Source organism: Escherichia sp. MOD1-EC7003, assembly GCF_002965065.1.
Lineage (GTDB): Bacteria > Pseudomonadota > Gammaproteobacteria > Enterobacterales > Enterobacteriaceae > Escherichia.
In genome coordinates, this window is the sequence record NZ_PTRE01000151.1 from 1 (window position 1) to 517 (window position 517).

General features: G+C 50.1%; 1 protein-coding gene. It reads right to left on the reverse strand.

All coding sequences use genetic code 11. From position 1 onward, the window contains the following. Window positions 1-76: 76 nt before the first annotated feature. The coding region (locus A7090_RS21725; RefSeq protein ID WP_274541182.1) for a group II intron maturase-specific domain-containing protein at window positions 77-517 on the reverse strand (441 nt) is incomplete at its 5' end.

Sequence of the window (517 nt, forward strand, 5' to 3'; positions counted from 1 at the left end):
GTGAGTAGGCCGCCGGAACCTCCCCGGCAGCCTCTCGCAGAACCGTACGTGAAACTCTCGCTTCATACGGCTCCCGTCAGGCAAACGCACTTTCCGGCCCTGCTTTCCAGTGGGCAAATAATTCCGGCTTCTCTTTTGACAGTCTTTCCATTAACTGACATGCCTTCGTCTTGCGATAACGCAGGGTTTTGTATTTCTTTCTCGCCCAGCTTATCAGCGTCAGGTTTATATACCTGCATACCTTCTTCATCTCTGATTTATGGTATTTCGCATAATAGTTCAGCCAGCCCCATATCATCGGGTTCAGCCTTCTCGCTATTTCCGCAAGACTTACATCCACCCTGCGCCTGATCCGCAGTTTTCTCAGTTTATCGCTCATGGCTTTCTGCGCACTCCTGCTCACCGCCGGACTGAAACTCGTAAAGATATTTCCCCTCCGGTGGTTTCGTGCCCGTCTTGCCCTGAACGTATAACCCAGAAAATCAAATTGCCTTATTTCGTGGTTTCCTTTTCGTTC